Raw genomic sequence first — 19,863 nt, forward strand, 5'->3', positions numbered from 1 at the left:
TTAGAGTTGCCGAACAGGGGGTATGGATATTGAAATACAGCCAGATAATGGAGCAGGTGCGCACATCCGTCGTTGCAGGTGCGTTGTCCAGCCATCCCACCGATGCCATTGCACAGGTAGAGGATTCCTATTACCAGCAGATTTCCTCTATTTGCGATATGGTCACACATAATCACATCCATCTTCTGCTTGTCACAGGGCCATCCGCCTCCGGTAAAACAACGACAGCAAAAAAGCTTGCTTTGGAGCTGCATGTGCGTGGCAAACGCGTCAACCGCCTGTCTCTTGACAATTTTTACAAATCAAGCGATGAGCTTCCCCGGTGGGAGGACGGTTATCAGAACTATGAAAGCGTCGAAGGGCTTGACCTGGAATGCTTTGAGCGCGTGATGCAGACGCTTTTCCGCGATGGCCACGCACAGTTTCCTATCTTTGATTTTACAGCCGGCAGGCGTGCGGAAAAAACATTTGAGTTGACTTTTGATAATCATACCTATTTGATCATAGAGGGAATCCATGCGCTCAATCCGGTGCTTGCACCTGCCTTTCATGGACATCGCACAGTCAAAACCTATATCAGCGTGCACAGCGATTTTGTGGATGATCAGGGTGATCTTTTAATGAGCGCCCGCGATCTGCGTTTGATACGCCGTCTGCTGCGTGACTATTATTACCGCGGCACCGCGGCTGAGGAAACCTTGAAAATGTGGGATTATGTGCTCCGCGGAGAGGATCTATACATCCGCCCATATCGCATTTATGCCGACCGGCATGTCAATTCCGTCCATAATTACGAGCCTTTTTTATATCGGGACGCGCTTTGCAGGCTGCTTGAACACTCGGATATAGATTCTCCCTATCATGAAACAATTGAACGTTTGCGCGCCTGCGCAGCGTCCTTCTTCTCAATCAATCAGTCGTTAATCCCACCAGCGTCGTTGATTCAGGAGTTTATCAAACAGGATTAAGGTGTATAAAAAATAGTTGCAAAGCAACTATTTTTTTGCGCATCTGCCCGCTCTGCGGGCAGGCGCATTTTAATCAAACGGCCCCGCGCCGGGGACGGCGCGGATGGCCAATTTTTTATACACTTATGTTCTACGCTTGAATGAATAGCCGCAGCGCGGGCACCTGATTTCAATCCGCCCTCGTCCGCGCGGTACCCGCAATGGCTGGCTACATCCGGGACAATTAAAGTGACGGTGCGTCTGCACATCGCGCGCCGCCTCCCGCGCCAGTGAAATGCGCTTGGCTGCGGGATGCCAGAGGCGCAGAAACCATTCGTTTTCCGTACGGCGGCGCATAATATCGCGCGAAAAGATGCGAAAATAGCAGACCGCCAGCACAAGCACTGAAAAAAACCACCACATACGCCAGCTGGTCAGCCAGCTCAGAAACATGAAGATTCCCACAAGCGCAAGCAGCGCCCACATCAACCGATCAGATCCATAACGACCATAGAGCAAGCGGCGCAGCCGGTCGTTCCACCGATTCATTTCGCTTCTCCCTGTTTCTTTTTGCGTTGAAGCAGTTCCGTCAGAGGCTTGTCATTTTGATGGTATTCCCGAAAGCCTTCACCGGAAATTTCACCCGCCTCCCCCACGATTACAAACGCACCAGGATCGACACCGCGCACAATATCATTGACCTTGACCACTTCATCTCGGCGTACCGCGCACAGAATGATCTCGCCCTCACGCCCGCTGTAAGCGCCGCGGGACTTTAAAAATGTCACGCCACGATCCAGTTCCTCCATAATTTTACGCGCAATTTCCGTATTCTTTTCAGAGATCACATACAGTATCTTTCCTGTGCCCACATCGGTACCATATAGAATCGTATCGATTAAGCGCGTTGAAACAAAAATAACGATCAGCGCATACATGGCGCTCTCCAAGCTTTGATATACAAAACCTGCCAGCGCGACAATCACCACATCCACGCACATCATCAGCTTGGCCATCGAGATGTGGCGCAGGTGATTGTTGAGCAGCCGCGCAAGCAGATCTGTTCCGCCGGTCGTCCCGCCGCGCATGAAAAACAACGACAGCGAAAACCCCTCCACTACACCGCCAAAAATCGCAGCCAGCATTTGATTTCCATAGTAAGGCGTCACAATAAAGCTCATCAGATCGATTGCAGCCGAAACCATAAATGTGGCGACGACTGTTTTCATGACAAGCTTATAACCGATCGCCAAAAACGCCCATGCGAACAGCGGCAGGTTCATAATAAAAATCACTGTGCCGATTGGCGTACCGAATACATGATTAATCAACGTAGACAGGCCGGTCAACCCGCCGGGTGCGATTTGGTTGGGAGCTGTGAACATATTGACGGACATCCCATACAACACACTGCCCACCGCAAAATAAAGCAAATCCACCAGCCAAGTGGTAACAAGACTTTTCCGCTTACTCATGTGAGCCCTCCTTTTACCGCGCGCACGCGGCTTTCGTGAAATGACTGCGGCAGCCTTGTCCAAGCGCCGATGATCATTATTCTACCCAATTTTTTTTAAAAAGTAAAGTTCCACGCAATACCATAGTATCATGCAAAAACCCGCTATAAAGCGGGTTTTTTGTCGGGAGAGACTCTGTTTAAATTTTTGCGTCGAGCGCATCTGTCAACAGCTTGAGCAGCGACGCATCACCCGAGGTATAGGACAGCCCCTCCGGGATGCTGTCAACAGTGATATCGATCCGGTCGCCGAGAACATAGATGTCATAGAATTCTTTCCCGTCCTCAAACGTCAGGCGTATCACATAATTGCGTTCGGGTCCGCTTGACGGAGTGGCAATTTGGTCCTTTGGATAGAAGCCACGCACCGAAGAAACCTTAACTGTTTTCAATTTACGTGTGATGTCCAGAATCGCTTCACGGTTTGTGGCTGACAGCTTGCTTTCATAGACAGCCTTTTGACCATTGTGCAGGATTTCCATTTTTGTGACACGATATGGGTTCATATAACCGATCCATTCTATATTGGCCGGGTAATTCTGTTCGCAGGCAGCCACAGCCGTATACAGCTTTTCAGCCTGCTGCGCACGCGCATACTTGATATGATCGACCATCAGCATGTTGCTGTGGCACCAATAGTTATATGTGGCGCCATCCTTCATACGGATGTGCAGCAGGCGCAAGCCTTCCTCCTCCGGCTGCTCGGTAATGCCCGTCTCATAGGAAACAGAGTTGACCGCTCCAATGACAGCCGCGAGGTCATCTGGCCCTGTAACCCAATAGCTGGCGTGCAGATCGCGGTTGATGACCTGCACAACTTCCACCTGATCCGGATTGAGCAGAAATTGACTGTCGTATCCTTCAGCGACATAGCGAAGCCCTGACGCGAACGCTGGCGCGGCAAGCGCCGCAGCAGCAAGCACCGCAACAGTGGCGGTCAAAATTCGTTTGAACAGTTTGCGCATAATGATTCCTCCTTTTCACTTTGCACGGGCATCCCCAGCCCGCCCGGAATATGGGATTGTACTCATAGATTGAGTATACCATAATTTTCCGATGAAACAAGATGATTACGATTATCCAAAAAAATTTTTACTTTGTCCGCATTTTATGGTACAATAACCGCAAAGCGGTTATTGTACCGGGTTATGTCCAACGGCTCGCCGCTTACGCGGCAACCGCCTTTTGATGGGCAATGATACCATGCCGCTTTGCGGACATGGTGCAATATGCGCAGAGCAAACGGCGTTGTCGTTTGCGGTCGCTATCCGGCGGCAACTGCTGCAAAGCAGCGGACTGCGCATGCTGCACCACGGCCCCAAACCGGCTTTGCTGGTTTTATTGCCGCTGTGGCATACTGAACAAGACTTATAATTGGGAGGACAGGCCATGCAGGTTTATGAGAAGCTGGAAAAGTGTTTAAAAAGTGTCCGTGAAAAAACGGATTTTGTTCCAAAGGTCGCATTGATCCTTGGATCGGGGCTTGGCGACTATGCGGACGGGATCGAAGTCGCCGCCGCCATCGACTATCACGAGATTGAGGGGTTCCCTGTCTCCACTGTGGCCGGCCATAAGGGTCGTTTTGTATTTGGCCATGTGGAGGATGTTCCCGTCGTTATCATGCAGGGCCGTGTACATTATTACGAGGGGTATCCAATCTCAGACGTTATCCTGCCCACACGCCTAATGGGGCTGCTGGGCGCGAAAACGCTTTTTTTGACCAACGCTGCCGGCGGCCTGAATCCCATGTTTAACGCCGGCGATTTTATGCTGATAGCCGATCAGATTTCCTCGTTTTTCCCATCCCCGCTCATCGGACCGAACGTCGACGAGCTTGGGCCTCGCTTCCCCGATATGACCGATCTGTACAGCGCGCATCTGCGCGATACCATCAAAGCATGCGCGCGTTCCCTCGATATCCCGCTGCGCGAGGGCGTTTATTTGCAGTTGACAGGTCCGGCTTATGAAACGCCCACAGAGGTGCGTATGTGCCGTCAGCTCGGCGCAGACGCAGTCGGTATGAGCACTGCCTGCGAGGCGATCGCCGCGCGTCATATGGGGCTTTCAGTCTGCGGGATCTCCTTCATTACAAATATGGGCGCTGGAATGAGCGGCAAACCGCTCTCGCACGAGGAGGTCAAGGAAGCTGGCGACAAAGCCGCCCCGTTGTTTAAAAAGCTGGTCACGGCTTCCATTGCGGCAATTGCCCGCGCCTGATTGGTTTTTATTTAAGCAGGCCAGATTGTGGCGCGCGCCTCCCTTTGATGCATACAATGCATCAAAGGGAGGCGTTTTTTGATGATAACGATCAGTCTGTGCATGATTGTCAAAAATGAAAGCGAGGTGCTCGCGCGTTGTCTGGACAGTGTACGGGACGCTGTCGATGAAATCATTATTGTTGATACCGGCTCAGACGACAATACCCGGGAGATTGCCCGGCGCTATACAAGCCATGTTTACGATTTTGAGTGGATCGACGATTTCTCGGCGGCCCGCAACTACTCCTTCACAAAGGCTTCCATGGATTACTGCATGTGGCTTGATGCCGATGATGTGCTCACGCCTGAGGCGTGCGCCGCCCTATGTGCGCTCAAAGAAACTCTGGATCCGTCTGTCACGGTCGTCATGATGAAATATGATACCGCCTTTGACACATCTGGACGGGCGGCGCTTTCCTATTACCGCGAACGCTTGATCCGGCGCAGCGCCGGAATGCGTTGGGCCGGCGCAATTCACGAAGCGATCGCGCCCGCCGGCAAGATCCTTCATACGGATATCGCCGTTTCTCACCGCAAGCTGCACGCCGGCGACCCAAACCGCAATCTGCGCATCTTTGAAAAGCTGATCGCGCGCGGGCAGCCCCTGTGTCCGCGCGAACAGTTTTATTATGCACGTGAGCTTTTCTGGCATGGTCAGCACGAAAAGGCGGCGCAGATTCTCCAGGACTTTTTGGACGGTGGGCAGGGCTGGATCGAAAATAACATTGAGGCATGCCGCCAGCTCGCAGCCTGCCTGCGCCAGCTCGGCGACGAATCCGGCGCACTGCGCGCCCTGCTGCGTTCTCTCGAATATGATGTGCCGCGCGCGGAGCTTTGCTGCGATATCGGCGCGCATTTTTTAGAGCGGCGGGCATATAGCCAGGCGATCTTCTGGTACCGCACGGCCGCATCATGCAAACGCGGCGACAAATCCGGCGCGTTCGTTTGTGCCGACTGCTACGACTATATCCCTTTTTTGCAGCTTTGCATCTGCTTCGACCGCCTCGGCGATCACTCCCGTGCCAAGGCTTACAACCAACTGGCCGCCGTCGTTCGCCCCGACAGCGCAGCCGTTCTTCACAACCGCGGCTATTTCGCACAAATCGGCGTTTAAGAACCTGTATTCACAAGTCGCCAAGCGCTGTCCAGGCGGGCCTTTTACCCCCGCTTGGCGTTAAACTTTCTTGCCGGGCGACAGTCCGCCTGCAAAAATTTTCCTTGATCAGGTACAAAACTCCTCGCCTGCCCGGCATAGCCGCCCGCTTGGCAGGCTGGCATATAAAAACAAAACGGCCCCGCGCACGCGGGGCCGTTTCCTTTTTACAATTAAACAAGATAATCCTTGAGCTGTTCCCTATACTTCGCGTCATTGTCGCCGTGGATAATCAGCTCGATCGGCTTGGAGAGGTCGATGCTGAAAATTCCCATAATCGACTTGGCGTCGATCGTATATCTGCCGGAAACAATATCCACATCCTCCTGGAACATGGCGGCCGTATTGACAAAGTTTTTGACCATGTCGATTGTGTCAAGCTTAATCATGTACTTCTGCATTTGTAAACACCCTTTCTGATTGCTTATCACAGCGGCCTGCGCCGCCTGAAATCAGCGCCTGTTCTTATTGTATCTTACAACGCCCCTGTAATGCAATACTTTGCAGAGAATATTTCCAATATTGTCAAATCCGGTCGCGTTCCGTAAAGGCACTGTCCCCGGTTTCCGCGCAGATCAGGTACGCGCGGTCGACCACGGCCTGCGTATCAAAGGTGCGCTGCGTGTAATAGTTGATATAGACGGTTTTCGGCGTATAAGCGGTACGGTAAAAATCAAAATACAGCTTTTGGTTTTCCTGTTCGCTGTGCACCGTCAGCATGGAGCTTTGCGGCTGCTTTGCGATCGTATGCAGGCGCATGTTTGACGGAACCCAATCGCTGATATTGTAAAATCCATATGGCGCGTCATCCTCAAATTTAACGGTAAGCGTCACCTTGTATTTCCCGTCCTCCATTTCCTCAAAGTCCTTTTGCATACCGATATTTCCGGAGTCTTCAAAGCCCGCCTCCTCCGGTTCGCCAATATAGTACGCAGCCGCCCGCACCGCGTCCGGTACGTCATGAAACGCCAAATCCTGCATCTCGCTGCGGTTCAGGGTGATCGATTTGCATCCATAGCCCGCCAGATCCACCTCGTGCAGCTCGCCGCCGGATGTGTAGCTGAATTTCGCCGCTTCCGTCACAGGCGTCCCATAATTGACCACGTAGATCATACATTCAAAAATGGAATCGATACGCCAGCGATTGCGCGCGAAGTGCGCCGCAAAACCGTCCGCGTCCGGAAGATTGAGTTTTGAAGCCGTGATCCACGCGGCGGCTGTCACCTCGTCGTTTTCCACCAAACGGTCCTGTTTCAAAGCCGCGTTCGAATATTCAAGCCATTTTGCACCCTCCACATCATGACGCAGGCGCGGCGTGACAAGCTTTTCGTAATACGCCAGCGCGCCCGCTTCATCGCCTCCATAGGCCAGGCCGGCGACATAGTAAAGCTGTTCCTTCAGCTTCATATCCGGCTGTGAATCGAGTATTTCCCGGATATCCGCCGTATAAGCCGAATCGATCGCCGCCAGCCCCGCGTATGCCGCCGCCCGCTCGGCCCCGCTGCGCGTCTGATCGTCCCTGACGCCCTCAAAATAACCTTTCATACGCTCCAGATCATACATGTCGCCCGCGAACATCAGCACCTTCATCGTGACGGCCGGATCGGACTGATCGCTGTAGGTATACCAGCCGACGCCGCCGTCAAAGTTCTGATAGCCCGATACGTCGCTGTCGCTGACGCGGATATGGCGCGGCAGGTCCTCGGGATCGCCGAGCTGCATCAGCGCGCGTTTGGCCGCAAAGCGTGCCATGCGCTGATCAATACGGAAACAGTAATGGCGCAGCAGCGAACTGATGCTGTCGTTATACGCTTTGTACGCGTCGTCATACATCGTGATGACGACCGGATAGCGCAGCGCCTTGATATCGACCGGTTTTTTCAGATCTATTTCACGGTTGACGATCAGTTCCAGATTGCTGCTGATGACGGACAGCGGCAGCTCGACCGTGTCGCGCATCTGTCCGAACTGCCCAGTCGATGTAACGGTATAGTCTCCTTCGGTCAGCTTACCGAGATTGATCTCAACCGGCTCATAGGCCGTGCCGCTGCGCGTATAGGTTTCATCAACGCCGTCGCCGGTGACGCGCACCTCATAGCTGATCGCGCCGCCTGTTTTAACCGCTGTGCCGTGCCCCTGAATAAGCATTGTGACCTCGTCGCCCTCAATATATTTCGGGCTGAGGACCGGCTTGGTAAAAAACGGCAGCGTCGTAACCAGGTTTGATTTTGACGCTCCGGCATACAGGTTATTGCCCACGGCCAGCGTTGTGATCCGCCAGGAGGTGATATTGTCCGGCAGTGTGAACGATAAAGAGGCGTTGCCGTCCTGATCGCTTTGCAGCGGTTTAAAGAAGGCTGTGTCGCGGAAGTCGTCGCGGAAGATGTCGTATGCCTCCAGATTGTCGCCCGCGCCCTTGCCGCCGTCGCCGCTGTTGTTAAACGGGTTGATGTCGCCCGTCAGGGACGTATACTTATAAATATAATAATTGTAGAAATTCATCTCCCCATAAAGCGACGCCAGAATATCAAAGTATTGCTCGCGCAGAGCGAACACAGCCTCGTCGACGATGCTGACGCACATCTGCGCCGATACCGGATTGCCGTTTTTGTCGCGCACCTTCGCTGACAGCGTCACCACGTCGCCGGGCATATACGCTTCTTTGTCAAGCTCCGTTTCAATCTCCAGCGCAAGGCTCTCCTGGTTGATGCGGATGTAGCAGTTGGCGACCGCGTATACGTCGCGCCCGTCAAAATACGCCGCCACGAGCAGGATGCTGTTCGCATGTCTTTGATCCGGCGTCAGCGTAAGCGCCGCGTCTGCGCTGCCACGCACGATGATATCGTCCTGTACAAGCGTATAGATCATACGGCCGCCCTGTACCGGGATGCCGTCGCGCAGCAGCTCAAACTGAAGCGGCGCGCCCACATCCGTCTCAACAAAGGTGCGTCCAAGGTATTCCTCATACGTCTGGACCGGCTCCGGCTCATCGCCGCGGTAAACATTGAACGTATATCCCTTCGGCGCGGTTTCATCCGGCCCCCTGTAAGCGCGCCGCCGGCCGCCGCTGTAGGAGGCGCTGGCGCTGCTTGAAAGCGTATTACCGCCATGCACATATGATACCGTGGCGGAAACCCGCCCGTACTCGGACGGATCGAACGCGCCGGCGGCGAGCAGCTCGGCTGTGCCGGCGCCGTCCTTCACCTCGACGGCGGCGATGTTTTCTTCGTCCCATATGTACCGGCCGGACGGATCATCCTCCCCCTGCTCACGCGGCATATAGTAGCGCAAATCCGTTTCCACGGACAACTGCATATCGACCGGAGCGCCGATCAGAACGTCGTAAGCATCATCATCTGCATCGACCAACTGCTGCGCCTGTTCAGCGTCCCTGACGCCGTTGAGCGTAACGCTGTTGGCAAGCACCCGCAGCCGCGCTCCATGCGCGTCAAACGTAACCTCCGGGCGCAGGATCACATTGCCCGGCGTATAAATGTAGCTCCCCTGATGGGAAACGGTTTCGCCGTCATTGGCGATCTTGATGTAATAATAGCCGTATGTCGGCTTCCAGGAATAGGCGGACATATTCTCGCCGGCTTTAACCGTCGCATATGCAACGCCCTTTTTGTCGGTCGTCAGCTTTTGAATCGCCTCAAAATTGCCGCTTGTGGGGTTGAACACGCTGAATTCAATCGGATAATCCGGCAGCGGCGTACCGTCATAAAATGTGGGTGTGATGGTGATTGAAACAGTATCGCCCGAACGATAAATCGGCTTGTCGACCGACGAGGAAATCGTATATGCCGGCGTCACAAAATCCTTGATATCGACCCATATGGTATCGATATGATGCGTCGTAACCGGATTGCCGCTGCTATCCTCCAGGTATGGCGGCGGCAGGAGCATACGGGCCGATATACCATACTGCGAGCTGGCCACCTGCTCATATGAGAGCGAACCCGAAAACGTCCCGTCCGTGTTCAGCAAAACCTGCACGCGCTCGTCAAGGCCGCCTTCGTCAAGCACCACCTCCACCTGGGTGGGCATGGCGCCCCGGTTCATGCGGTACGGCTTGACATAACCCCAGAAGTTCACCGTATCCGTCGGCCGGTACAGCGCGCGGTCGAGGTAGAAAAATGAATAGTACCGTTCCTCAGACCGGCTGTCCCACCCAAGGCACGCGGTCCGGTCGGTATAAACCGCTTTTCCGGCAGGGTCGTAGATTGTGAAGATGCAGTCGTCGTCAGCATCCAGCCCTTCCCAGGTTGGCTCTTTTGCAACGGCTGTATGGCTAAACAGGGCCGTCCCGTCCATCTCTGTCACAAAGCGCGCGACTTGTTCGCCCGCCTGTGTGAATACAACGGTATAACCGCCGAGCGCCTCGCCGGTCGTACAGTCATTAAGCCAGATCAGATCGCTTTCGCCGGCCGCCTGCAAATAGACGGCCGTTGTGGAGACCATGAACGGTTTCTCGACCACCACCGGTTCGCCGGTTTTCTGATCCATCACCGAGCATCGGAACAGATAGTACCCCATGCCGGGATTGTCGTAAGTCACGGACGGGAAGCCGTCGTCCATATGTACCGCCCCGGTATCCCCGTCCCCGCTATGTTGCGCGTTTTCGCCTGTCAATACCGCCTGGTACGCTTCGACTCCCGGCAGCCTGAACAGCTCGGTTTTGGCGTCGAGGCCCTGGCTCCATTCCGTTTTCACCTCAAATGTCAGCTCGATATCCGCGCCCGGCCGGAACAGGTTTGTATTGCCATCCACAATTGAGACGGAAAACGTGCGCTGCTCGGTCATAAAATACAGCCTATCCGGCGCTCCCATCCGCGCGCCGGCCACCGATGCAAGCGTGCCGGCCAGCTCAACCATATAACCGGCCCGATAATCAAGCAGCTTATGCGGCGTAAGCACTACGGCGTACTCCTCATATGACACATCGCACGGTATGGCTGGCGCAAGCTGGTCGGGGTCGCCTATATCCTGACGCAGGAACACACGGCCGCGCGCAGACTCCAAAGATATCGGGGAATTGAATTCCACGCGGATCGGCGCGTCGATCGCCGCTCCCCCATAGCCGTCCTCCAGATCAAGATTCCCATACAGCTTCTTATAGGCCGTGTACCGGCACGCAGCCTCCTCCCCGCCATCCCTGTATGGCAGGATCAGGTCAACTTGGCCGTTTTTCTCCATGTCCTCAATATAGACCCGAAACTTCCCCTGTTCCTCCGTAACGGTGAACGGATACGGCGGCGACAGCTTCAGGCAGTTTTGCAAATACTCCAGCGTCAGGGGGGCGCCGTCGCTGTTAGGTTCAAACCACGGCTGCGGCGTGATCTCAACAAATCCCCCGTCAAGCAGATAAACCGACGAGAAAGCTGCCACATCAATGGCCTCGTCCTCCGGATATTCAAAGTCAACTCCCGGCTGCACAGCAGACGACGCCATGCTCGAAACAGGCGCATCAACCGGTCTTGCCGGAGCGCTTTGCCGGACCAGAGCCGCAACGCCGAGCACCACAAACAGAGCCGCGGCCAGCAGCGCCGAATGCCGCTTCTGCCAGCGGAAGTTTTTCCCGGCGGGCGCAGCGAGCGGGCCGCCCGGCTGCTGCGGAGCTCCGGCATCCTCGCCCGAATCTCTGGCAGCCTGCTTTGGTTCTGCGCCTTTTGGCGCGGACGCTGCTTCCTGCGGCGTCTCCTGTTCTGTGTGCGTGTTTTCCTCCTCCGGGACCTGTGAGGACGCGCTCATTTTCTCCTGTTCACTCATGATGATGCCCCTCTCTCTACACTCTCCCGTGTGGGCAGCGACGCTTTTGGAAACAGCGTCAATACCCGTGTGCTGTCATTAAAGTGATATGTGACCGATCCGGTTGTTTCAATCTCAAACGGCAAGCCGCCTTCCAATGCGAGGCGCTTCATCTCACTCAGGATATCAAACAGATGCTCATTAAACGCGTCGCGCCAGCGCGCATACTGCGCCGGATCTCCGTCCACCCTGATCTCCAGAAAGACCGGGCGCTTTTCGTCCGTCAGCTCCCGCGTGGACAACTGATCCGCAAACGCCCTTGCAATGGGCGGCACAGGATCCTGTCCGGCCTGTGCGTTTACAAAAAAGCCGTTTTGTATATAATAATTGAACCGCCCCGTGCCCGCCGGCGGCAATTTGCCGTATGGCTCTGTGTTTGGAAAATGGTCGGATGTAAGCTCCTCTGGATGCACCAATAGATAATCGTGGAACAAGTATCCCTTTTCATCGGGTACATCGTTCCAGGTGATGTCCACATAATACCAGCCGTCCTCCAATAGAACGGCATTCCATGAATGCGGAATACCCCGTCCGCTCATGCCGGTGATATAGCAGCAGGCAATTCCCATCCGCTGCAACAAATATTGGTACGACCGGCTGTAGGCGTCGCATACGCCGCGCCCGCGCACAAGGCCGCCGTAAACCGACCCGGCGTCCGCGTCCTGCGTTCCCTGTTCATAGGTAATTCGTTCCAGCACCGCGTCATGCACTGCAACAGCAATTTCAAAATCCGATCCGCCGATCCCTTCCAACAGTTGACCGGCGGCGCGCTCTATCTCCTGGCTGCGCGCCCTGGCTGCTTCGACAGTCAAACCGGCGCGCGGCTCCAGGATGCAGTAGGTAATGAGTCCGTCCGTATCCGGATAAACACAGCGCGCCCAATCATAAATGGGATGGTCATACAGCACGCTGTCCCACACCCGTTTCAGAGCCCGTGCATCCAATGGCGAGGGCAGCTCCAGACGGTTTCCCGTATTCCATCTGCGCAGAGCGTCATCTAAAAGATCATACAACGCCAGCTCCCCACCCTTCAGGCAGCTGCGCCCATAAAAAAACTGCCTGCTCTGTGGATCGGCCGTATTGATAGAGTGCGCCTGCCCCGAGAAGGAAACGTCCAATCGCTGTACAGGCTGCCGTGTGGGAGCAGCGCAGCAGCACAAAACAAGCGCCGCAAGCAGCAGCGGCAATAGCCGCCTGAAAATAGCGGCGCGCCCTGTCCTAAACAAAGGCAATTGCTTTTTCCTCCCCCTTCCTATATAATTGAAGTGTAAAAAAGCGGAAGGAATCATGCATAATTGTGAAAAAATTTTTAACAATTGGCTGTTTATTGACCTGTTTGGCCGGTTGTTCCGGAACCGAAGCAGCCGCGCCGGTTCCTTCGATGCCGCCGATTTCTTCTACCGTGTCCGCGCCGATAACCGTTGCTGTTCCTGAGCCTGCCGCCACGGTGGCATGGGAAGGCGCGCTCCCGCTGGAAAATGCCTATATTGCCGCATGTGCCGACGAAATCACCGCTGGCCTGCCGCGCGGCGAACCTGCGGAGGAAATTCGCGCCGCCTACTCTTATATCATCGGGCACACCTATTTCGCGGACCCTGTGGGTCTGGATTCCTGGCGGTGGCACAGCGCGCCTGGCACGCCCGCGCCCTCTTATGTAGAAAGCCGCGCAGTCAGCCCGCTTTGTTATGGTGTCGGCTCCTGTGAGGATTTCGCGGCGGCGTTAACCGTGCTGCTCAACCGCATGGGATATCAGGCCGCATATGTTTCCGGCCTGACCATTTCTGTCGACGGGCGTTTCATCGACCATGCCTGGACGGTTGTACAGATTGACGGCATATGGTATCATCTCGACCCGCAGCTTGAGCAGAATGTGCTCCGGGATGGTCTGCTGACCTACCGTTATTTTCTCAAGGATGACAGCTATATGCTTGCGGACCACCGATGGGGGGAAAATTTGGCGGCCTATTGGAGCGGCGCGCTCACACCAAAACAAGCTGAAACGTTCCTGCAAACAATCGGGAACGTCCCCGCCTGTCCCGAAAGCTATGCGCCCGTCCCGGACCCACACCCAATCAGCCTGCCGCCGCGGCCTGATGCCGGCGCTCTGCAAAGGTCCATCAACCGGGATCGACAGACTTTCATCGACGCATATGGGCAGCCGGCTCCATGTGAACTGAACACCACGCCTCCTATTTACGCGTTTCTTTTGGAGGAAAACCGCTCCTGGTAGCGGACAGAAAGGAGCCATCTGCAATGTCTGCACTCGATTTTTACGGTACGCTCGGCCCAGCTTGCTGCGGCGCGGACACGCTCACAGACCTGTTTTCAGCCGGCATGACGGGCGTGCGTCTCAATCTCTCGCACATCAATCTCGCCGACTGCGGCGCGTGGCTCGCAAACCTGCATGAAGCCGCTGCCCGTGTGCGCCTTTCGCCGCGTCTGCTGATCGACCTGCGCGGCCCGGAGCTGCGCGTCGGGGAGCTGTCCGCTCCGCTGGCGCTCACGGAAGGAACACGCGCTACGCTCGCGGCCGATGGCGGGTCCGCGGATACCATACCGGTTCCGCCGCTTATTTTCCCGGCTCTGCGCGCCGGCCAAGAGGTGCTGCTTGACGACGGCGCGCTTTTGCTGCGCGTTGATACGCCCGGCGACGGGCGCGCGTTCTGCACGGTTTTTCGCGGCGGCATTCTGCATTCGCGCAAAAGCATCGCGCTACCGGGCGCGGCGCTGCGTCCGCCCACACTGACACAAAGCGATCTTGAAAACCTTTCCCGCGCACGTGCAAACGGCGTTACAGGCGTCATGCTTCCGTTCGTGCGCGATGAGCACGATCTTCTGACGCTGCGGCGCGCATTGCTCGACGCCGGCGCCCCGCAAATTGCCGTCTTTGCAAAGCTCGAAAACAAAGCCGGCCTTTTTGCTCTGCCGCGTCTGCTCCCACATGCCGATCATATTGTCGTCGCACGCGGCGATCTTGGAAACGATATGCCCCTGTGGGAGCTGCCGGCGGCACAAAAGCGCGTGGCCGCAATTTGCCGCGCAGCCGGCAAGCCTTTTATGGTTGTAACGCAGCTATTGCATTCTATGCAGAAAGCAGCTGTGCCGACGCGTGCGGAGGTGTGCGATATCTTTAATGCTGTGCTTGACGGCGCCTCCTCATTGATGCTGACCGGCGAGACGGCTGCCGGCGCGTATCCGGTACAGGCAATGCGTTACCTGTGCGCCACGGCCAGCGAGGCGCTCCATTTCCAGGAGAAGGGCTGATAAAACAACAAACGGGCCGTGCGGCGGAATTTCATTCCCGCCGCACGGCCCGTTTTAATATTGTTCGCCGCTATAAATCTATTCAGTCATCATAATCCATATCGAAATCAAGGATAGCGCCTGTGATCGCGTCGATATCAATATCATACTCCCAGAAACCGTTGCGCAGTTCAACCTCATATTTCATACGGCCATCGTCAAAATCCATCTCACATTTACGCACAACTGCACCGGGCGCCTGCGCCATCGCAATTTGTTTGGCCTTTTCAAAACCGATATAGCCGTTGTTGCCGCTGGGCATGGAAGGGGTAACAGCCGGCGTTGAAGGACGCGCCGGCGTTGAGGCCGCGGCATTCGGAGAAACAGCCGGCGCCGGCGCCGGGTTGGCCCGCAGGAAGCTTTCCCAACCGTCGGCATGGGAATTGCTCCACAGCACTGTGCCATCCGTAGCATTCAGGGCAATATCGTACTCCAGCCCATCCTTATAAATCTCAATCTCATAGATGTATGTGCCGCCCTCACGGTCCAGGTCAACGTCCGTTACAACGCCGCCCGGCACCTGCTTGAGCGCTGCTTCCGTCGCCTGTGTGTAGCTGATCAGGGTACTAATATCGCTGGCGGTCGGCTGCGTGCCAATTTGGATATCGCGTTTGAGAACCGCTCCGGTCCCCGGATGCACTGTGATCTCGCCATAATAGCCGCCGGCAGTGAAACGGACATCATATTCCATCAGTCCATCGTCATAATCAACCGTAACGGACTGAATTGTTGCGCCGGGATGCTCATCGGTTACAACCTTTTTGGCCTGCTCCTGCGTCAATGTGGCTGTGCGCGCGCCGCGATCATCGAGCAGCTCGCTGTCAAACGAAATCGCCTTCTGCGTGGCGCGGCTGACGTCGATTTCATACTTTTCAAGCTTTGCCGGATTGTAAAATTTCACCTCATACCGGCCGTCGTCGACCTCTGTCGTCACATACGCGCTGCCAGACGGCACAAGCTTTTCAGCGATTGCTTTGGCCTGCTGCGCCGTCAGAGCTGCGGCAAACGCCTGGATTGAAACAACGGACATTACGGCCGCCGCACTTAATATGGCTGCGGTCAATTTCTTTGTTGTCATATCGGACACCTCTCTATTTTCCTGCTTTCAATTCTTTTCTCCAGGGAATTTGCTCCCTTCGATGGTTCTATCATACAAACGGAAAATTAAAACATGATTAAAGTTTTTCATCTTTTTGTTCGAATGGTAATGTAACTGTGAAAACGCTTCCCTGTCCATAAACGCTTTCCACAGTGATCGTACCGCCATGTACCTGCGCAATCCAACGCGCCATCGACAGCCCCAGCCCTGTTCCAATGCTGCTGCGGGAGGCGTCCGCCCTGAAAAAGCGGCTCCATATCTTGGGCAAATCCTCCTCGCGGATTCCGGCGCCTGTGTCCGCTACGCGCAGAGCAGCGCCGTTTTCCAAGCGCTGCAGGCACACCTCGACATGTCCGCCTTTGCGGTTATAGCGAATTGCGTTGGTTATCAGATTGGTCAGCAGACGCATCAACAGCGTTTGATCTCCTATCAGCATGATGTCAGGCTCCAACTGCATTTCCAGCGCGATACCGTTGGACTGTGCCGTATCCTCCATCTCAAGCAAAACCATTTCACACAATTCGCTTAAATTGAGCCGCTCCCAGCTTGGCTCAAATTTTCCGTTTTCAGCGCGCGCAAGCAACAGCAACTGTGAAATGATCGCGGACATACGCCGCGCCTGCCGCAATACGACGTCGATACTCTTCTTGCGTTCCGCCTCGTCCACAACGTCTGACAGCGCATATTCACATTGGGAAATAATAACAGCTGTCGGCGTGCGCAACTCATGCGACGCGTCGGATGAAAACTGCCTTTCTGTTTCAAACGACGCCTGAAGGCGCGCAAACATGGAATTGATTGTGCATCCAAGCCGTGAAAGCTCATCGCCGGACCCGTCGTCCGGCACGCGCAGCGAAAGGTCGCTGCCAGAGGAAATAGCCTGCGCCGTCTCAGCCATCTTGCCCACTGGGAAAAACGCACGCCTGGTGATCAGCCATCCGCCGAGCGCCGCGACTGCGATAAAAATCGGCACGCTGATCAGCGCAAGCAAAATCATCCCGTGCATGGTGGCTGTGGAACCGGACATTGAAACGACGCCCCGGACCCAAAAGCCTGTTCCGTCCTGAATCGCAAAGAGATCGTGTACCATCCATGTTTCACGGCCATTGCTGACCATTTTGACCGCCTGATCCTCCAGAATCGAATCGACCTGAAGTCCGCGGTTGACACGTGGGGCGAGCAGGCGGCCACTTGTATCGTAGAAAAAAACGGACACGCCTTCTCTGTAAAAGTCAATTTTCTCGTCGTCAAGCTCTCCATCATCAAAATGCGCCTGCTTGACGGCGTCGGAGACAACATCGAGCAGCGCGTCGCGTGTCTGGCGCGAAAGCATTTGATCGGAAAAGGACAGCAGATAGACAACACCCAACCCCAACAGCACTACAAGCAGCCCTGTGTACCACAGTGTTACGCGCGCCCGGATCGATATGCGCTTCATGGCGTCTGGCGGATCGTATATCCGACGCCGCGCACCGTTTGGATCAGTTTCTTTTCGAATGGATCATCGATCTTGCGCCGCAGATAACGCACATAAACATCTACAATATTGCTGCCGCCCTCAAAATCGTAGTCCCAAACATGGCTTTCCAATTGCGCGCGCGACAGCACAGCGCCCTTGTTGCGCAGCAGATATTCCAAAATGGCAAACTCCTTGGAAGAAAGCGTGATCTCCTGACCTGCGCGGCGGACTGTGCGGGTTGAAAGCTCCATGGTCAGATCTTCCGCCGTCAGCACAACCGCTTTATCCGACGAACTGCGCCGCAACAGCACGCGGATACGTGCAAGCAGCTCGTCAAATGCAAACGGTTTCGTCAGATAATCATCGGCCCCCGCGTCAAGGCCCGACACCCGGTCCCCGACAGCGTCGAGCGCCGTCAGCAACAGAACAGGCAGCGTTCTGCCAGCCGCCCGCAGTCCACGCAGGATTGAAAGCCCGTCACGTCCAGGCATCATAATGTCAAGAATCGCCAGATCATACGGCGTCTGTTCCAAATAGTAAGCGGCGTCATCGCCGCTGTCACAGCCGTCCACCGCGTATCCTTCCGCTTTGAGCCGCTTGACCGTGATATCCAGCAGCTCCCGTTCATCATCCGCAACCAAAATTCGCATTCGGCACTCCCCCTTCTTTTTTCGTTTACTTTATGAGAATATCATTAAAAGTAGATGAAAGCAATGGACAAATTATATTTTTCCATTTTAATGTTTCTTTCATAATTCGCCTGTAAAGTAAGCTCATCAAATGATTCACAGCACCACATGGAATACCCAACTTTGTATAACCAGGAGGACAATTCATCATGAAAAAAATGCTTTTTGCACTTATTCTCGGCCTTTGTGCCGGGTTATCCGCATGTGCTTCGTCGCAGACTGCGCAGGGCGTCGCAGCCACATCCCAGATGACACAGCCCATCGTCACAGACAACGGCCTGAATACCGCTTCCGGCGCCGCCGCATCCTCCCAGCCAGGCACCGTCTCAGGTACAGCAAGCCTTCCGGCGTCCTCTGCGGAACTGGAGGATATTCTAAATCAATACTATAACATCAAGGCCGAAGTCAGCGCATTGTCTGTCGATATTGCAATTCTGGATGCTGATTTCCGTATTGGCAAAATTGAATCAGCCGCCTTTCAGGAACAAAAAGCAGCCTTATTGTCCAAAAGAGCCGAGCAGGAGTTCAACGAGGATCTTCTGGAGCACCAAGCTGAGCTGCTGATCCCCTATACTGCCCCCGATCCCGCAAATACGGATGTCGCCGCATTGTTCGAGCAACTCCATGAAGCGGAAATCGCTGAGGATGCAGCCGACCTTGAGGGTGATATTCTGAAGGAGCATTACCGTACAGGCCAGATCAGCCGTGAGGAGTTCGTCAGCCAAAAAGCGGTCCTGGAGCGGAAAGCCGACGAAGCCGACCGGCGCGCTGATATTTTGGAGGATACCCTTGAAATGCTCGGTTTTGACGATTGATCGGCAGCTGCTTTATTTTCTCAATTAAAATTTCAACAGCTGGCTAAATTCTCATTTACAAAACGCCCTCTTTCGTCTACAATGATAACGAAGGGGGGCGTACTTATGGTTATTTTCCCTTGGGAACCAAAACTGGAGTTTGGGATCGACCTGCTTGACCAGCAGCACAGAGAGTTGATCAAGGTGATCAATACCTTTTTCATCAGCTATAAATGCCGCGATGATATCCAAAAAGTCAGTGAATGTCTCGATTTTTTGAATCATTACACTCTCTACCATTTTCAGGCAGAGGAAGCGTTTCAAGTCCAGTATCGCTTTCCGCTTTATCGCGATCATCAGGCCAAACACAACTATCTTAGCACGCAGCTAAAGTTTCACAGCACCGCGCTTACAGCATCCCGTTTCGCTCCGGAAAAGATGGAGCATTTTCACGAATATTTAGAGGCATGGATTATCAACCACCTTTTGGAGGACGATTTAAAATTTGCGGAGTTTGTGAAGGAAGCGGATAGCGGGCAGCCCTCAAAAAGTGAATAAAAAAGGGACCGGTTCAACCGGCCCCTTTTTTATTCAGGCATATGTGTCGAGCAGATGGCTCGACGGCGGCATCGCGGATTCCATCGATTGAATCATCTGTGCTCCGCTAAGCTCGGTCATCTGCATCGCATCGCTTAAAAGAGCGACTGCAAAGCCCTGCTGCATCTGACTCATGTGGTAAACGATGCTCGCTGCACTGATCCCGTTGATATCCATTACAATCCCTCCTAACTAACTCTATTATAGACCGGAAACATAAAAATTGCAAGACAATTCCATATG

General features: G+C 54.6%; 17 protein-coding genes. 7 read left to right on the forward strand and 10 right to left on the reverse strand.

Going from position 1 to position 19,863, the window contains the following annotated elements:
- Positions 1-29: 29 nt before the first annotated feature.
- Positions 30-968, forward strand: coding sequence for a uridine kinase family protein (locus tag FMM72_RS02990; protein WP_160210597.1), 939 nt, complete (start codon positions 30-32; stop codon positions 966-968).
- A gap of 123 nt (positions 969-1,091) precedes the next feature.
- On the opposite strand, the gene FMM72_RS02995 is transcribed toward FMM72_RS02990, so the two are convergent.
- From FMM72_RS02995 to FMM72_RS03005, 3 genes are all read right to left on the reverse strand, one after another.
- Positions 1,092-1,496, reverse strand: a complete 405-nt coding sequence (locus FMM72_RS02995; protein WP_160210596.1) for a hypothetical protein — start codon at positions 1,494-1,496, stop codon at positions 1,092-1,094.
- A complete protein-coding gene (locus FMM72_RS03000) occupies positions 1,493-2,422 on the reverse strand; it encodes a YitT family protein (protein WP_160210595.1) in 930 nt (309 codons plus the stop codon). Before FMM72_RS03000 ends, FMM72_RS02995 begins: the two co-directional genes overlap by 4 nt.
- A gap of 178 nt (positions 2,423-2,600) precedes the next feature.
- Complete coding sequence (locus tag FMM72_RS03005) at positions 2,601-3,425, reverse strand: hypothetical protein (protein ID WP_162220541.1); 825 nt, start codon at positions 3,423-3,425, stop codon at positions 2,601-2,603.
- 424 nt (positions 3,426-3,849) lie between these two features.
- Between FMM72_RS03005 and FMM72_RS03010 the strand changes: the two genes are divergently transcribed.
- Both FMM72_RS03010 and FMM72_RS03015 read left to right on the forward strand, forming a co-directional pair.
- Positions 3,850-4,677 (forward strand): purine-nucleoside phosphorylase, encoded by an 828-nt coding sequence (locus FMM72_RS03010; protein ID WP_160210593.1) that lies wholly within the window; start codon positions 3,850-3,852, stop codon positions 4,675-4,677.
- Between the two features lie 81 nt (positions 4,678-4,758).
- The gene (locus tag FMM72_RS03015) at positions 4,759-5,832 is read left to right on the forward strand and encodes a tetratricopeptide repeat-containing glycosyltransferase family 2 protein (RefSeq protein WP_162220542.1); all 1,074 of its coding nucleotides are present in this window, start codon (positions 4,759-4,761) and stop codon (positions 5,830-5,832) included.
- 212 nt (positions 5,833-6,044) lie between these two features.
- Here FMM72_RS03015 and FMM72_RS03020 read toward each other — a convergent pair whose 3' ends face one another.
- The 3 genes from FMM72_RS03020 to FMM72_RS03030 all read right to left on the reverse strand — a co-directional run bounded on the left by FMM72_RS03020 (position 6,045) and on the right by FMM72_RS03030 (position 12,911).
- Positions 6,045-6,272 (reverse strand): HPr family phosphocarrier protein, encoded by a 228-nt coding sequence (locus FMM72_RS03020; protein WP_160210591.1) that lies wholly within the window; start codon positions 6,270-6,272, stop codon positions 6,045-6,047.
- A 124-nt stretch (positions 6,273-6,396) separates the two neighbouring features.
- Positions 6,397-11,640, reverse strand: a complete 5,244-nt coding sequence (locus tag FMM72_RS03025; RefSeq protein ID WP_162220543.1) for an alpha-2-macroglobulin family protein — start codon at positions 11,638-11,640, stop codon at positions 6,397-6,399.
- Complete coding sequence (locus FMM72_RS03030; protein WP_162220544.1) at positions 11,637-12,911, reverse strand: transglutaminase domain-containing protein; 1,275 nt, start codon at positions 12,909-12,911, stop codon at positions 11,637-11,639. The genes FMM72_RS03025 and FMM72_RS03030 overlap by 4 nt, the downstream gene beginning before the upstream one ends.
- Positions 12,912-12,976: 65 nt before the next feature.
- Between FMM72_RS03030 and FMM72_RS03035 the strand changes: the two genes are divergently transcribed.
- Together FMM72_RS03035 and FMM72_RS03040 are read left to right on the forward strand one after the other, a co-directional pair.
- Positions 12,977-13,909, forward strand: a complete 933-nt coding sequence (locus FMM72_RS03035; protein ID WP_162220545.1) for a transglutaminase domain-containing protein — start codon at positions 12,977-12,979, stop codon at positions 13,907-13,909.
- A gap of 23 nt (positions 13,910-13,932) precedes the next feature.
- Positions 13,933-14,943, forward strand: coding sequence for a pyruvate kinase (locus FMM72_RS03040; protein WP_162220546.1), 1,011 nt, complete (start codon positions 13,933-13,935; stop codon positions 14,941-14,943).
- 82 nt (positions 14,944-15,025) lie between these two features.
- On the opposite strand, the gene FMM72_RS03045 is transcribed toward FMM72_RS03040, so the two are convergent.
- The 3 genes from FMM72_RS03045 to FMM72_RS03055 all read right to left on the reverse strand — a co-directional run bounded on the left by FMM72_RS03045 (position 15,026) and on the right by FMM72_RS03055 (position 18,190).
- Positions 15,026-16,060, reverse strand: a complete 1,035-nt coding sequence (locus tag FMM72_RS03045; RefSeq protein WP_162220547.1) for a PepSY domain-containing protein — start codon at positions 16,058-16,060, stop codon at positions 15,026-15,028.
- 97 nt (positions 16,061-16,157) lie between these two features.
- Entirely contained in the window at positions 16,158-17,519 is a 1,362-nt protein-coding gene (locus tag FMM72_RS03050) for a sensor histidine kinase (protein WP_160210585.1), read from the reverse strand.
- Entirely contained in the window at positions 17,516-18,190 is a 675-nt protein-coding gene (locus FMM72_RS03055; protein WP_160210584.1) for a response regulator transcription factor, read from the reverse strand. The genes FMM72_RS03050 and FMM72_RS03055 overlap by 4 nt, the downstream gene beginning before the upstream one ends.
- A 188-nt stretch (positions 18,191-18,378) precedes the next feature.
- Between FMM72_RS03055 and FMM72_RS03060 the strand changes: the two genes are divergently transcribed.
- Together FMM72_RS03060 and FMM72_RS03065 are read left to right on the forward strand one after the other, a co-directional pair.
- Positions 18,379-19,044: a hypothetical protein gene (locus tag FMM72_RS03060; RefSeq protein WP_162220548.1), complete on the forward strand. Its 666-nt coding sequence runs from the start codon at positions 18,379-18,381 to the stop codon at positions 19,042-19,044.
- A gap of 105 nt (positions 19,045-19,149) precedes the next feature.
- On the forward strand, positions 19,150-19,581 hold the full coding sequence (locus tag FMM72_RS03065) for a bacteriohemerythrin (protein ID WP_160210582.1): 432 nt from the start codon (positions 19,150-19,152) through the stop codon (positions 19,579-19,581).
- Positions 19,582-19,614: 33 nt separating this feature from the next.
- On the opposite strand, the gene FMM72_RS03070 is transcribed toward FMM72_RS03065, so the two are convergent.
- A complete protein-coding gene (locus FMM72_RS03070; RefSeq protein ID WP_160210581.1) occupies positions 19,615-19,797 on the reverse strand; it encodes a putative motility protein in 183 nt (60 codons plus the stop codon).
- Positions 19,798-19,863: the final 66 nt, after the last annotated feature.

This window comes from Anaerotruncus colihominis, assembly GCF_010206195.1.
Lineage (GTDB): Bacteria > Bacillota > Clostridia > Oscillospirales > Ruminococcaceae > Anaerotruncus > Anaerotruncus colihominis_A.